Source organism: Mesorhizobium sp. WSM4841 (assembly GCF_055811515.1).
On record NZ_JBVVQC010000119.1, the window covers coordinates 1 to 230 of the forward strand.

A 230-nucleotide genomic window follows, 5' to 3' on the forward strand; every position below is an offset into this window, starting at 1 on the left:
AGCTTCTCAATGCTGGCCGTGCCATTGGCGATGTTTAAGCTCGATGGCTGCGCGATCGCCGCCTTGATGCCGCGAATTGTCGCTTCGCCCGAGGCGATCTCGACGCTTGTCGTGCCGTCGGCGATCTTCACCCTGCCTTCGGCCCTGGCCGGGATGTCCTTGACGGTGGCGCCGCCGGAAAAGCCTGTCCAGTCGCCGTCACGCTTGAGATCGACATCGATGCCGCGAAT

1 protein-coding gene is annotated in these 230 nt (G+C 63.0%); it reads right to left on the reverse strand.

Features of this window, described 5'->3' with window-relative positions; genetic code table 11:
• On the reverse strand, nucleotides 1-230 hold a 230-nt coding region (locus AC0L14_RS34830; protein ID WP_473752241.1), incomplete at both ends, for a hypothetical protein.